12 protein-coding genes and 1 pseudogene are annotated in these 11,742 nt (G+C 69.6%); 9 read left to right on the top strand and 4 right to left on the bottom strand.

Annotation, left to right across the window (positions count from 1 at the left end; genetic code table 11):
• Positions 1–80: 80 nt before the first annotated feature.
• Complete coding sequence (locus ACZ7L9_RS24150; RefSeq protein WP_471417973.1) at positions 81–1,028, bottom strand: helix-turn-helix domain-containing protein; 948 nt, start codon at positions 1,026–1,028, stop codon at positions 81–83.
• A gap of 152 nt (positions 1,029–1,180) precedes the next feature.
• On the opposite strand from ACZ7L9_RS24150, the gene ACZ7L9_RS24155 reads away from it, so the two are divergent.
• The 5 genes from ACZ7L9_RS24155 (at position 1,181) to ACZ7L9_RS24175 (ending at position 5,565) form a co-directional block, all read left to right on the top strand.
• Complete coding sequence (locus ACZ7L9_RS24155) at positions 1,181–1,879, top strand: alpha/beta fold hydrolase (RefSeq protein WP_471417975.1); 699 nt, start codon at positions 1,181–1,183, stop codon at positions 1,877–1,879.
• A gap of 120 nt (positions 1,880–1,999) precedes the next feature.
• Positions 2,000–2,833 carry an alpha/beta fold hydrolase gene (locus tag ACZ7L9_RS24160; protein WP_471417977.1) on the top strand — a complete coding sequence of 278 codons (834 nt, stop codon included), beginning with the start codon at positions 2,000–2,002 and terminating at the stop codon, positions 2,831–2,833.
• Positions 2,834–2,952: 119 nt separating this feature from the next.
• On the top strand, positions 2,953–4,569 hold the full coding sequence (locus ACZ7L9_RS24165; RefSeq protein ID WP_471417979.1) for an amidohydrolase: 1,617 nt from the start codon (positions 2,953–2,955) through the stop codon (positions 4,567–4,569).
• A gap of 325 nt (positions 4,570–4,894) precedes the next feature.
• A complete protein-coding gene (locus tag ACZ7L9_RS24170) occupies positions 4,895–5,470 on the top strand; it encodes a PhzF family phenazine biosynthesis protein (protein WP_471417981.1) in 576 nt (191 codons plus the stop codon).
• 38 nt (positions 5,471–5,508) lie between these two features.
• Positions 5,509–5,565: a hypothetical protein gene (locus ACZ7L9_RS24175; protein WP_471418015.1), complete on the top strand. Its 57-nt coding sequence runs from the start codon at positions 5,509–5,511 to the stop codon at positions 5,563–5,565.
• Between the two features lie 219 nt (positions 5,566–5,784).
• Here ACZ7L9_RS24175 and ACZ7L9_RS24180 read toward each other — a convergent pair whose 3' ends face one another.
• Positions 5,785–6,228, bottom strand: a complete 444-nt coding sequence (locus tag ACZ7L9_RS24180) for an Lrp/AsnC family transcriptional regulator (RefSeq protein ID WP_471417983.1) — start codon at positions 6,226–6,228, stop codon at positions 5,785–5,787.
• A 154-nt stretch (positions 6,229–6,382) separates the two neighbouring features.
• On the opposite strand from ACZ7L9_RS24180, the gene ACZ7L9_RS24185 reads away from it, so the two are divergent.
• From ACZ7L9_RS24185 to ACZ7L9_RS24195, 3 genes and pseudogenes are all read left to right on the top strand, one after another.
• The gene (locus tag ACZ7L9_RS24185) at positions 6,383–7,567 is read left to right on the top strand and encodes a trans-sulfuration enzyme family protein (RefSeq protein ID WP_471417985.1); all 1,185 of its coding nucleotides are present in this window, start codon (positions 6,383–6,385) and stop codon (positions 7,565–7,567) included.
• A 246-nt stretch (positions 7,568–7,813) separates the two neighbouring features.
• A complete protein-coding gene (locus ACZ7L9_RS24190) occupies positions 7,814–9,106 on the top strand; it encodes an amidohydrolase family protein (RefSeq protein ID WP_471417987.1) in 1,293 nt (430 codons plus the stop codon).
• A gap of 324 nt (positions 9,107–9,430) precedes the next feature.
• Positions 9,431–9,613: pseudogene (locus ACZ7L9_RS24195) on the top strand (ISAzo13 family transposase); the annotation flags it as partial.
• A 423-nt stretch (positions 9,614–10,036) separates the two neighbouring features.
• Here the strand turns inward: ACZ7L9_RS24195 and ACZ7L9_RS24200 are convergent.
• Positions 10,037–10,396, bottom strand: coding sequence for a hypothetical protein (locus ACZ7L9_RS24200; protein WP_471417989.1), 360 nt, complete (start codon positions 10,394–10,396; stop codon positions 10,037–10,039).
• Positions 10,377–10,622, bottom strand: a complete 246-nt coding sequence (locus ACZ7L9_RS24205) for a hypothetical protein (RefSeq protein ID WP_471417991.1) — start codon at positions 10,620–10,622, stop codon at positions 10,377–10,379. Before ACZ7L9_RS24205 ends, ACZ7L9_RS24200 begins: the two co-directional genes overlap by 20 nt.
• A gap of 436 nt (positions 10,623–11,058) precedes the next feature.
• Here ACZ7L9_RS24205 and ACZ7L9_RS24210 point away from each other — a divergent pair, with 436 nt between their 5' ends.
• Complete coding sequence (locus tag ACZ7L9_RS24210) at positions 11,059–11,433, top strand: hypothetical protein (protein ID WP_471417993.1); 375 nt, start codon at positions 11,059–11,061, stop codon at positions 11,431–11,433.
• The last annotated feature ends 309 nt before the right edge of the window (positions 11,434–11,742 follow it).

Below are 11,742 nucleotides of genomic sequence, written 5' to 3' on the forward strand. Positions count from 1 at the left end.
GGGGTCCCATGATGGAAGGCCACACCCGCGAAGGCACGGACGGCAGCGCACCCCGGCCGGGACCGGAGAGCACCCGGCGGCTACTTGCTTTGTCGCAGTTCCCGAGGGCTGACCCCGTATTTGGCCTTGAACGCCCGGTTGAAACCGCTGAGGTCGCCGAAGCCCGCGTCGAAGGCGAGCGCCGAAATCGGCCGGTCGGCGAAGCGGGCGTCCAGCAGCCGCAGCCTGACCCGTTCGAGCCGCCGGTCGCGGATGTAGTGGGCCACCGTCTCCCGCTCATGCCGGAAGAGCTTGTGCAGATACCGGGTGGAGATACCGAAGGCGGCCGCCACTTGGACCGGATCGAGTCCTGGGTCGGCCAGGTTCCGGTCGATGTGGTCCTTGATCCGCAATGGCAGGGTCCGCTGCAGGGAGCCGGCCAGCTGCCGGCTCTCGGCGAGCGGCTCGCTGAGCAGCGTGACCAGCAGATCGTTCGCCAGCGCGAGTGCGCCCGAGCTCGGCGACCGGCTCAGTTCGTCGGCGTTCCTGGCCAGATCCAGCAGCGCACGGCGGGAGACCCCGGCCAGCCCGCTGCGGCCGTTCACCCGCCGGGCGGCGAGGTGCTGCTGGTCCTGCTCGCCGAGCGGCACCAGGTGCTGCGGAAAGGCGAACACCCACAGGTTGAAGGAGTCGGTGAAGTCCAACTCGAATCCGTGGCGAGACTCCAGGATCACGCAGTCACCCGGATCGAGCCGGATCCGGCGGTCGCCCTGCGTGATCCCGCCCGTCCCTTGCACCTGCATGCCGAGCAGAAGGTAGTGGGCATCGGCATTGTCCACGAGCCGCTGCGTGCGCGTCATTGACTGCGCCGTCGCCGCGATGTCCCCCACCGCCAGCCCGTCGACCTCATAGGCCCGGACCCTGCCCCCGATCGCCTCGCCCGGCTTTCCCGAGGGCTCGACGCCTACGAAAGTCCGCGTGCAGGCATCGCGCCAGAACTCGGCCCGGTCACCGGCGACAACCCCTTCGAAACTCAGAATGCCCGGCATGCCGGGAGTGTACTTCCGCCCGCTCTGACGCTGCCCGAGCCGTGGTTGAACCCCGGTTCTGCATGCTGTTCTGCGTGTTCCCCCGCTCTCCGGATGACTTTGATGGGCGCACCGGACAGGTGCGACGCCTGTCCATCCGGTCAGGAGAGACCATGACGACAATCAGGAACGTCGTGCTCGTGCACGGCGGTTTCGTGGACGGATCAGGCTGGCAGGGGGTCTACGACCACCTCAGCGCCGACGGCTACCAGGTGGCCGTCGTCCAGAACCCCACTCTGTCGCTGGCCGGCGATGTCGCCGCCACACAGCAGATCCTCGACGCGCTCGACGGCCCGGCCGTCCTGGTCGGTCATTCCTACGGCGGGGCCGTCATCACGGAGGCCGGCAACCACCCGAACGTCGCGGCACTCGCCTACATCACGGCGTTCGCCCCGGACAAGGGCGAGTCGGTCAACACCCTGATCGCCGACCCGCCGCCGGGCGCGCCGGTCCCGCCGATCCTTCCTCCCCGGGACGGGTACCTGTTCCTGGACCGCGAGAAGTTCGCCGCCTCCTTCGCGGCCGACGTGCCCGAGAAGGCCGCGGCGTTCATGGCCGACTCCCAAGTCCCCTGGAGCGTCGACGCGCTCGAAGGCACGGTCACCCAGCCCGCATGGCAAGCCAAGCCGTCCTGGTACCTGGTCGCCACCGACGACCACATGATCCCCCCGGCCGCGCAGCGCACCATGGCCCAGCGAGCTGGGGCGACCGTCTCCGAGACACCGGGCAGCCACGCCGTCTACGTGTCCCGCCCGGCCGTCGTGGCCGCCGTCATCGCGCAGGCGGCACAAGGACTCAACGGACAGTCGTGACACGCGCGGCGGGTCGCGCCGCCGCACCGCGTCACCCCACGACCGGGCCCACGTCCCCAGGGCAATGCCCGGCTGTCGCCTACCACCCCGTGCACGACACCTACCACCACAGGAGTGTCCGTGAGTTCCGACCTCACCCGCCGCAGCGTGCTCGCCACTGGTGCCGCCGTCGCAGGCACGGCAGCGCTGACCGGCCCACTCGCCCGGACCGCGTCCGCAGCCGACCGTCACACCTTCAAGGCCAAGCCGACCATCGTGCTGGTGCACGGCGGCTACGCCGATTCATCGTGCTGGAACGGAGTCGTCCAGGAGCTGCAGAAGAAGGGGTACACCACGATCGCCGGGTCGAACCCGCTGCGGGGTATCCCCACCGACGCCCCGTACATCGCGAGTCTGCTGGACTCCATCAGCGGGCCGGTCGTACTGGTCGCACATTCCATGGGCGGAACCGTCATCAGCAATGCCGCCGCCGGAAAGAGCAACGTCAAGGCACTGGTCTACATCGCAGCGTTCGTGCCCGACGTGGGCGAGACCCAGGGGGAGCTCATCGACAAGTTCCCGGGCAGCGAGGTCCTGCCCGTGAGCGTGCCGGTCTCCTACACGAAGCCCGACGGCACCACCGGAACTGACCTGTACCTGAGCAAGGACGGCCAGGCCGCCTTCGCCGCTGACATACCCACCGCTGCGTTCCGAGTCCTGCAGGCCACTCAGCGGCCCTTCGACGCGGACTCCTTCACCTACCCGACTCAGGCCGCCGCGTGGCGGACGATCCCGTCGTGGGGGCTGGTCGCCGGCCAGGACAAGGCGATCCCGCCCGCGGCCGAACGCTGGATGTACAGCCGTGCGAACTTCCGCAAGGTCGTCGAAGTGCCGACCTCGTCCCACGTCGCCATGATCAGCCACCCGGACACCACCACCCGCCTCATCGAGGACGCCGCCCGGGCCACCTGCTGACACCGCGCCACCCGCCCCGGCCCGACCATCACGGGCCGGGGCACAGCCGACTCGACGCGGCGCGCGCGACGCCCCTGTCAGCGAGACCTTCGAGACGCTGCGAATTGAGGGAGAAGACGATGACCGACCACACAGCCGACCTGCTGATCCGCGCCGGCGCGGTGCACACCCTGGTCCCCGGACAAGCCCCGCAGCGGGCGCTGGCTGTGCGCGGCGACCGGATCATGGCCGTGTCCGCCGACCCGCACGGTCTGGACCACCTGGAGGGCGAGGGCACCGAGGTCCACGACCTGCCCGGCGCCACCGTGCTGCCCGCCTTCGACGACACCCACACCCACCTCGTCTTCGCCGGGCTCGGCGCCCAGGACGTCCCCGTCCACAAGGCCCGTACCATCCCGGAGTTCCTGGACCTGATCCGGCAGCGGGCCGCCGTCACCCCCGAGGGCGAGTGGATCCGCACCACCACCAACTGGCAGGAACTCAACCTCGCCGAGCGCCGCATGCCCACCGCGGCCGAACTCGACACGGCCACCGACAAGCACCCCGTCCTGGTCAAGCGCGGCGGTCACAACGACGTCGTCAACCACTGCGCGCTGCGTCTGGCCAGCATCACCGAGGACACCCCGGTACCGCCCGGCGGCACCATCGGCCGCGACGCCGACGGCAAGCTGGACGGCCGGCTGATCGACAACGCCCTGCACCTGGTGGAACACCTCGTCCCGGCCCCCGACCGGGACCAGCGCATCGAGGGGCTCCGCCTGGCCTCCCGCGACTACGCCGCCACCGGCATCGGCACCGTCCGGGACTGCGCGGTCACCCCCGAGGACTACGCCGTGTACCTGGCCGCCCGGAAGGAGGGCGCCCTCCGTACTCGGGTGCGGGCACTGATCTCGGCACTCGGCATGACCAGCGCGGCTCAGGTCGAGGACCTGCTCGACACCATGGAGCAGTGGCGCTACGACTCCGACCCGTGGCTGTCGGTCTGGGGGGTCAAGTTCGGCCTCGACGGCGGCTTGGAGGCCGGGGCCACCGAGGAGCCGTACGCCTGCGACCACTCCTTCTCCGGCATGCTGATCTGGGAACCGGACGCGCTGGTCGAGGCGGTCGAGGCAGTGGTCCGGCGCGGCTGGCGGGTCGGCACGCACGCCTACGGCGACCGCGCCGTCCGCACCCTCCTCGACGTCTACGAACGCGTCCTTGAGCGCAACCCCGGCCTGCCCGCCGGCACGCTCGTGATGGAGCACGGCGGCCTTGCCGGCCCCGAACAGCGCGCCCGCGCCGTCGCCCTCGGTATCCCCGTCACCATCCAGCAGCCCCTCCTCCACGACACCGCCGAGGTGGAGGAGACCTTCTGGGGCCCGGAGCGCGTCGCCCGCCTCTTCCCGGCCCGCGGCTGGATCGACCTGGGCGCCCAGGTCAGCGCGGGCTCCGACTTCCCCGTCGGCCAGTTCGGTGCGATGCGCTCCGTGTGGGGCATGACGACGAGGCAGACCGTCATCGGCGTCAAGGGCCCGGAGCACGCGATCAGTTACGACGAGGCGGTCACCCTGCACACCCTCAACGCCGCACGTCTGAGCGGTGAGGAGGGTCTGCGTGGCACCCTCACCCCTGGCCGCCTCGCCGACCTCACCATCTGGGACCAGGATCCCGCCCACTGCCCGAGCGACACCCTGCGCGACCTCATCCCCACCCACACCTTCGTCGGCGGTCTCCTGGTCACACCTGCCGACGCGTAGTAACTGACGGCGGTGTCCGCCCCTTCCTTGCGGCACGGGAACGGGAGGGGCGGCTCGTCGCCCGTACTGCCAAGGGCCGGAACGTACTGACGTTCCGGGCCTTGGCAGTACGGGCGAGACCGTCTTGGGATCTGCCGATCTGCTCAAGACGCCATTGAGCGCAGGGCGGCGCGAGCGTGTACGCCGCGCTCCAGTCCCGGCCGGTCGGTCCACTCTTTGGTAACTGGCTCTGTCCCGGCCGCGTGGGCCCCGCTGGGATGGACCCGCTCCCGCCGACGGGCGGACGGACAAAGATTCCGCTTCCACCGCTACCGAAAGGCCCCCGATGACCATGCCGCGTACCCGCTCGTTCGTGCAGGTCGACGTGTTCTCCACGACCCCTTATCGCGGCAACCCGGTCGCGGTCGTCCTGGACGGGACGGATCTGACCGACGAGGACATGCAGCGCCTGGCGCGCTGGACGAACCTGTCGGAGACCACGTTCGTCCTGCCGCCGTTGATGCCGGAGGCGGACTACCAGCTGCGGATCTTCACACCCCAGGGCGAGCTGCCGTTCGCCGGGCACCCCACCCTCGGTTCCGCGCGCGCCTGGCTGGACGGCGGCGGCAAGCCGCGGCACGCCGACCGCATCGTGCAGGAGTGCGCCGCCGGCCTGGTCACCGTGCGCCGCGGCGAGGGCACGCTGTCCTTCGCCGCGCCGCCGCGGGTCCGCGACGGCGCCCTCGACGACGCGTACCTGGAGCGGATCGTTGCCGCGTTCGGCATCACGCGGGAGCGGGTCCTGGCCCACCAGTGGGTGGACAACGGTCCCGGCTGGGCCGTGATCCAGTTGGCCACCGCCGAGGAGGTCCTCGACCTCGAACCCGACCTGTCCTTCATCCCGACCGCGATGGTCGGGTGATCGGGGCCCACCCCGAGGGATCCGAGCACCACTTCGAGATGCGCACCTTCGCCCCCGGTGCCGGTGTGCCCGAGGACCCCGCGTGCGGCAGCTGAACGCGGGCGTCGGGCAGTGGCTCACCGCCACCGGCGCGGCGCCCTCCTCCTACAGGGTCTAACAGGGCGCGCGTCTGGGGCGGGCCGCCAGCATCGAGATCGCCGCCGATCCTGACGGCACCGTCTGGGTCAGCGGCGCCGCCACCGTCTGCATCCGCGGCAGCATCACCTTCTGACCGGCGGTCCATGCCCCGGAGCACCGGTGCAGGGACCAGGCCGTCAGGTGGTGTCGGGGGAGAGCGTCTTCATGGTGACGTAGCTGGTCACCGTGGCAACGCCGGGCAGAGCTGCGAGCTGGTTGGCGTGGAAGTCCTCATAGGCGGGCAGGTCGGCGACCTCGACCTGGAGCAGGTAGTCGAAGTTGCCGGTGATGTGGTGGCAGGCGACCACCTCGGGGAGCTGGGTGATCCCGCGCTCGAACGCGACCACGTCCGCGCGGGTGTGCCGCATCAACCGCACCCCGGCGAACACGCGCAGGCTGCGGCCGACCGCGGCGGGATCGATCAGCGCCCGGTAACCGCGGATGACGCCGGCTTCCTCCAACTGGCGCACGCGCCGCAGGCAGGGGGATGGCGACAGCCCGACCCGGGCGGCGAGCTCGTTGTTGTTGATCCGACCGCTCTGTTCAAGTACGGCCAGAATCGACCGGTCCACCTCGTCCATGGATGGCATTTTATTGCGCCCTGCTGTCGAGTACCACAATCGTACGCCCGTAGTGAGCGCAATTTGCTGCCAAAGTTGCCGTGATCAGTCCAGTTCTGGGCGTCGGCCGCCGACGCTTGATGGCGTCACCCCAACGGTCCACCGGAGGGCAGCCATGCCGGGCAAGAGCACCATCACCGTCCACGCCGATCGCGAGATCCATCCCAGCCGTGCCGTGGCACCGCCCATCTACCAGACGGCGACGTTCTGGGCCGAAGACGGCGAGACGTTCGCGCAGGGCGCCGTCGAACGGCGCGGGAAGGACTTCTACACCCGCTTCGGCAACCCCAACCACGCACAGGTCGCGGCCGTGGTCGCGGAGCTGGAGGGCAGCGAGGCGGCCATGGTCACCGCGTCCGGGATGGCCGCGCTCACCACCGCCGTGCTGGCCCTGGTCTCTGCCGGTGACCATGTCATCGGGCAGAAGTCCACCTACGGGGGCACGGGCTCGGTGCTGATGAACCTGCTGCCGCGCCTCGGCGTGTCGACCACCCAGGTCGACCAGACCGAACCTGAGGCGTTCGTGGAGGCACTGACCCCCAAGACGCGCCTGATCCTGGTGGAGACGCCGAGCAATCCGCTGCTGCAGATCACCGACCTGCGCGCGGTGGTGGACCTGGCCCGCGCGCACGACGTGCTGACCATGGCGGACAACACCTTCGCCACCCCGCTGAACCAGCGGCCGGCGGACCTTGGCATCGACCTGGTCTGGCACAGCGCGACCAAGTACCTCAACGGCCACTCCGACGTCTCCGCCGGAGTGATCGCCGGACCCGCCGAGCTCCTGGACCGGATCTGGGACGTCGGCCTGCTCACCGGCGCCACCCTCGGCCCCATCGACGCCTGGCTGCTGCTGCGCGGCATACGCACCCTGCCCCTGCGCGTGCCACGGCACAACGCCAACGGCCAGGCGCTCGCCGAGGCACTGAACGAGCATCCCGCCGTGGCCAGGGTGCATTATCCCGGGCTGGCGACCCACCCGCAGCACAAGCTGGCCGCCGACCAGATGAGCGGCTTCGGCGGCGTGCTCGGTATCGAGTTCACCGGCGGCTTCGAGATGGCCGACGCATTCCTCGGCCGACTGCGCTACTCCCTGCGGTCGGCCAGCCTCGGCGGCGTGGAATCGCTGGCTGTGCATCCGGCGTCCATGTGGCGCGGGATGCTCAGCGAGGACCAGATCGCCGAGTCGGTGCCGCCGGGTCTGGTCCGGCTGGCCGCGGGCACCGAGGACACCGCCGACCTGGTCGCCGACGCGCTCGCCGCCGCCGACGCCGTACACACCACGGCAGCAAGCGCCTGAACCAGCACCAGAGCCGCCGGCCGCGTGCTGCGGCGACGCCATTGCCCGGTGACTGCCCGGTGCGCACGCGCACGCGTGACCGGCGCCGGCCCCGACACGACCGGCCGCCGAGAGTCCACCTTCCCGTACTTGAGGCAGAAAGCCCTGACCGCCCGCGCCTGATCCGCACCCACATGGGTGCGACTGCGGCTGCCGCCGCAACACGATCTCGAACCATCCGAAAACGTCTGTGAAGGAGTTCACCCGATGAAGACCTTGCTCACCGGCGGCACCGTGGTCGGCATGGACCCGGCTGTCGGCGATCTCGCCCGCGGTGACGTGCTCATCGAGGACGGCATGATCGTCGAGGTCGCCGCACGGATCGACGCGCCGGACGCCGAGGTGATCGACGCGACCGACCGGATCGTCATGCCCGGCTTCGTCGACAACCACCGCCACACCTGGCAGACCGCGTTCCGAGGCGTCGGCGCGGACTGGACGTTCGCCGAGTGGGCGGCGGCCATGCACGGCACGGTCAAACCCCACTACCGGCCCGAGGACGTCTACGAGGGCACCCTCCTCGGCCGCCTGGAGGCCCTGCACTCCGGGGTGACCACGATGCTCGACTGGTGCCACGTCGCGCAGACCCCCGAGCACGAGGACGCCGCCGTCGCCGCGCTGCGGGACGCGCCGGGGCGGTCGATCTTCTGCCTCGGCGCCGGCTGGGGCACCCCCGACCTCGTCGACGCCGCCATCCGCCGCGTCCGCGCCGACCTGCCCGACAGCGGCATGGTCACCATGGCTCTCGGGCTGCGCGGACCCGAGGCCACCAGCATGGACACCGTCGCCCGGGAGCTGAAGCTGGCGGCCGAACTCGGCCTGCGCACCAGCCTGCACGTGGACATCGTGACCGGAGCGATCGCCGATCTGCGCGAGCACGGTCTGCTGCGGGACACCACCACGTTCGTGCACGGCAACGGGCTCGGCGACGAGGAGCTGCGGATGCTCGCCGACGCGGGCAGCTCGCTGTCGATCAGCCCGGACGTCGAGCTGAAGATGGGCTTCGGATCGCCGGTGACCGGCCGGGCGCTGGCCGCCGGCCTGCGCCCGACGCTGTCCATCGACGACGTCCCCTCCGTCGGCGGCGACATGTTCTCCACCATGCGTACGGCCTTCGCCGTACAGCGCGGCCTGGACGGCGGCCTGCGCTCCCGGGACCTGCTGTCCTTCGCCACCGTGGACGCCGCCGCCTCGTGCGGGCTCGGCGCCCGAACGGGCAGCATCACGCCCGGCAAGGACGCCGACATCATCCTGTTGCGCGCCGACGACCTGACCGTCTTCCCGGTCACCGACCCGGTCGCCACCATCGTCAGCGCCGGCCATCCCGGCCTGGTGGACACCGTCCTCGTCGCCGGCCGTGTGGTCAAACGCGACGGCGCGTTGGTGGACGTGGACCTGGCGGCGCTGCGGACCCGGCTGGTCGCGTCACGCGACCGGATCGCGGCAGCCGCCGGCATTCCGCTCGACGGCACCTGGCGCCCCCAGCCGGACTCGCAGTAGGCGCGCTTCGGTTCGAGACCGCCGGCGGCTGCCTCAGACTGGGGGACGGACAGGCTTGGTTCCCCACATGGTGGCTACTGTTCGTCATGACGCTCGTTTGACGCTCCGGGCGCCCGCCGGCGGGACAGCGAGCCAAAGAGTAGTCTCTGACCTGGTACTTTTCGAGACTCGCTCAGGCCGACATCTTTCCGATGACGCATCACGTGGAGTGCGTGGCGATCCTCGAGCCAGCAGGAAAGGGTGTTTGACCTGCGGCTTTGTGGGTGGGTGAGCCGCTCGACCTGTTTCCGGCTGTGCAGCGGGTCGAGCGGACAGATCGAGCCGCCGGCCCCGCCGTCAGCCCCGCGGCACGCGGGCCGCACCCAGCCGGCCGACCGGGCGCCGGAGTGGCTGCACCACCCGTGATCATTGGTATGGAAGTTCACGAATTTCGTCCGCCTCCTGGTCGAGGTCGAACAACACATCCTCGACCATCCACCGATCAGCCTGCACCACAAACGCGCCCGGTCCGGGGGGCGGACGACGAAGGGGTACGCGGGGGACACCTCACGCTCCGGGTCCTGCGCCGCGTCGTCGAGACCGGACCAGCCGCGGGGGTCCGGGACCCGGGCCATCAGCGCGAGGACGTCGAGGATCCAGTCCTTGTGGCGGCGCGGGCCCGTGGCGTCGTACGGGTACGCGTCCTCGAACAGCTGACGTACCGCGGCTTCCCAGGACTTCTGGTCGACGGACATGCGGGTGCTGGCCTTTCTCGGCGGGGTCGCCAAGACGTCGTTTCCTTTGGTGTGATGGCTCGTCGATCCGTGCATGGCGGACCTGGTTGAGCGGTTGGTGCCGGACGAGATGTGGGTGCTGTTCCGGCGGGTGGTTCCGCCGACCGAGGTCCGCGGCGAGGCGCGGCGGCGGGCGGACTGACCGGTCAGGCGACGGTCAGGCGGCGCAGTCGTACCGCTTGATGAGATTGGTGGCGGCTTCCCGCATCACGGTCGCGTTGTTGCGGATCGCGGTGTCCCGGTCCACGAGGCCCTTCCTCTCCTCCTGCGAGGCCAAGCGCTTCTCCTCCTGCGAGGGCACTTCAAGCGACGCCGTGATGTACGGGGCGGTCGAGCCCATGCGGGGGGCGCAGCCGGCAGGCAGCGTGACCTCGGCCTCGTCGGGGAGCGCCCAGCCGGTGAACCCGGGACCGAGAGGGACAGAGTCCTTCTTGTGGCCGGGGGCGCTCCGGGTGTCCTCGATGACCAGTTTGTAGACCCCTCGCGGGTAGTCGTTGTCAGGGTTGGCGCGCAGCACGTGGCAGGTTCCCGTTCAGACCAGCGTCCACCGAGCGTTGAATCGCGTCGCCGGCGATCGGGATGGGGGTCAGCAGCCCGCCGACGATGTGGTAGTTGAGCACCCTCTTGTAGGCGTTGGCGTCCTTCTCCGCCTGGCCCAGGTCATAGATGACGTCTCCCCGTACGCCGTCGAGGTGGCCGAGTACCGAGGCGGACTGCTTTGCTCGCCACCTTCGCGTGCTCACCGGTCGACTCGAGGCCGTTGTACAGGTCGAATGCTGCGTGGCCGATGTCCCCCAGCTCGTCGTCCGAGACCGCGTAGTCGGCCGACCCCTTCGCCGGCCTGGAATCGCCGGTTCCGCTGACCTGGTTAAGCCTCATCGCAGCGGCGGCCTTCAGCTCGCCCCGTTCCTCTTCGAACGACGTGATCCACACCCCGTGTACTGACAGATAGCCGCCTCGCGCGCCACGATACCCGCGTGATCAAACGATTCGCCAACAGCGGGTCTTCGACTTCCTGGGAAGGCGCCGAAGTTCCGTTGAGGTAACTGTCCCCGCAACTTGCTTTGCTTCGACGAGGCCTCGGTGAAACGCTGATCTGTTCGTTCGCGATTCGGTCGGATTGCCGTCACTGACGTCGGCATGCCGCATAAGGCGCCTTTCCGGTGAATCACCCATCAGATGACCACGCTTGACCGCTTAGAAGCCAATCTGGATGAGGTTGGATTCCAGATCCTTCTGGAGGAGGACCGCGTCACGGCGATCGAGCTGTGGTGGCCCGGCGAGGGTAAGCAGTCGTCGACACGCGTACTCCTGGACGGGGAGGACGTCTTCACGACACCCGCCCGGCAGATTCTCGGGCACGCGGTCGCACGCGGCTGGGCGGTCGAGGATGCACTGACTGAGGATCCGGTCATCCCCGGCGTGTCCATCGGGTTCACCCGTCAGGCTTCGCAGGAGATGCCTCGCGATACCGATGGGCGGCTCATGTACTTCACCTCTGTCCTGGTAGGCGGCGAAAGGTACTTCGACTACCGCGCGGAACTCCGGACCTGATCCGGGGCGGCGTCCTGTGCGGCGCGCGACTTGAAAACGGCGCAGATCGTCAACGAGTTGCCCCTGTCCACTGTGACCGTCAGGCATCACGTCCGCCGTCTCCGCGAGCTTGGAAAGTTCCCTCATTGCATGTATGGGCGGGAAAATGGCGGGCGCTCCGATGTGAGTAAATCGTGCCCATCTCCCGTCAACGCGTTTACTTTGCATGCAAGTTGCTACTGAACTTGATTGGGTGATGTCGGTCTGATCGTGTCAGTTGTTCAGGGTCAGGCCGGTGCCTATGAGGCAGCCGTCGATGAGGTGCGGTCG

The organism is Streptomyces sp. NPDC111516, assembly GCF_055635345.1.

Coding starts and splice junctions, on each gene's coding strand:
- ACZ7L9_RS24210 (WP_471417993.1), top strand. CDS start 11,059: ATGACCACGCTTGACCGCTTAGAAGCCAATCTGGATGAGGTTGGATTC.
- ACZ7L9_RS24155 (WP_471417975.1), top strand. CDS start 1,181: ATGACGACAATCAGGAACGTCGTGCTCGTGCACGGCGGTTTCGTGGAC.
- ACZ7L9_RS24180 (WP_471417983.1), bottom strand. CDS start 6,228: ATGGACGAGGTGGACCGGTCGATTCTGGCCGTACTTGAACAGAGCGGT.
- ACZ7L9_RS24165 (WP_471417979.1), top strand. CDS start 2,953: ATGACCGACCACACAGCCGACCTGCTGATCCGCGCCGGCGCGGTGCAC.
- ACZ7L9_RS24190 (WP_471417987.1), top strand. CDS start 7,814: ATGAAGACCTTGCTCACCGGCGGCACCGTGGTCGGCATGGACCCGGCT.
- ACZ7L9_RS24170 (WP_471417981.1), top strand. CDS start 4,895: ATGACCATGCCGCGTACCCGCTCGTTCGTGCAGGTCGACGTGTTCTCC.
- ACZ7L9_RS24150 (WP_471417973.1), bottom strand. CDS start 1,028: ATGCCGGGCATTCTGAGTTTCGAAGGGGTTGTCGCCGGTGACCGGGCC.
- ACZ7L9_RS24185 (WP_471417985.1), top strand. CDS start 6,383: ATGCCGGGCAAGAGCACCATCACCGTCCACGCCGATCGCGAGATCCAT.